The following is a 1,182-nucleotide window of genomic DNA, read 5'->3' on the forward strand; positions in this document are numbered from 1 at the left end:
AACAAGGCAATGGCGAAAGCGAAGTTCGAGCGGAACAAGCCGCACTGCAACATCGGCACGATCGGGCACGTGGACCACGGCAAGACGTCGCTGACGGCGGCGATCACGAAGGTCCTGGCGAAGGCGGGCGGTGCGACGTTCACGGCGTACGACCAGATCGACAAGGCGCCGGAGGAGCGGGCGCGCGGGATCACGATCTCGACGGCGCACGTCGAGTACGAGACGGCGAACCGGCACTACGCGCACGTGGACTGCCCGGGCCACGCCGACTACGTGAAGAACATGATCACGGGTGCGGCGCAGATGGACGGCGCGATCCTGGTGGTCTCGGCGGCGGACGGGCCGATGCCGCAGACGCGCGAGCACATCCTGCTGGCGCGGCAGGTGGGCGTGCCGGCGCTGGTGGTGTTCCTCAACAAGGTGGACATGGCCGACCCCGACCTGCTGGAGCTGGTCGAGATGGAGGTGCGCGAGCTGCTCTCCTCCTACCAGTTCCCGGGCGACGACATCCCGATCATCCACGGCTCGGCGCTGATGGCGCTCGAGGACAAGGCGCCGGAGCAGGGCGAGCAGGCGGTGCTGAAGCTGATGGAGGCGGTGGACGCCTACATCCCGCAGCCTGAGCGCCCGAAGGACCTGCCGTTCCTGATGCCGATCGAGGACGTGTTCTCGATCTCGGGCCGCGGCACGGTGGTGACGGGGCGCGTCGAGCGCGGCATCGTCAAGGTGGGCGAGGAGGTCGAGATCGTGGGCCTGAAGGACACGGTCAAGACGACGGTCACGGGCGTCGAGATGTTCCGCAAGCTGCTCGATTCGGGCGAGGCGGGCGACAACATCGGCGCGCTGCTGCGCGGCACCAAGCGCGAGGACGTGGAGCGCGGCCAGGTCCTGGCCAAGCCCGGCTCGATCACGCCGCACACGCAGTTCAAGGCCGAGGCGTACATCCTGACCAAGGAGGAGGGCGGCCGGCACACGCCGTTCTTCACCAACTACCGGCCGCAGTTCTACTTCCGCACGACCGACGTGACGGGCGTGGTGAAGCTGCCGGAGGGCGTGGAGATGGTGATGCCGGGCGACAACGTCGCCATGGACGTCGAGCTGATCGCGCCCATCGCCATGGACCAGGGCCTGCGCTTCGCCATCCGCGAGGGCGGCCGCACCGTCGGCGCCGGCGTCGTCGCC

1 protein-coding gene is annotated in these 1,182 nt (G+C 68.7%); it reads left to right on the forward strand.

The genetic code is table 11. From position 1 onward, the window contains the following. Window positions 1-9 precede the first annotated feature (9 nt). Window positions 10-1,182 (forward strand): elongation factor Tu (gene tuf / locus M0638_RS28340; protein WP_248670308.1); only part of this gene is annotated, 1,173 nt, incomplete at its 3' end.

It is taken from the genome of Roseomonas acroporae, assembly GCF_023223525.1.
Taxonomy (GTDB): domain Bacteria; phylum Pseudomonadota; class Alphaproteobacteria; order Acetobacterales; family Acetobacteraceae; genus Roseomonas_E; species Roseomonas_E acroporae.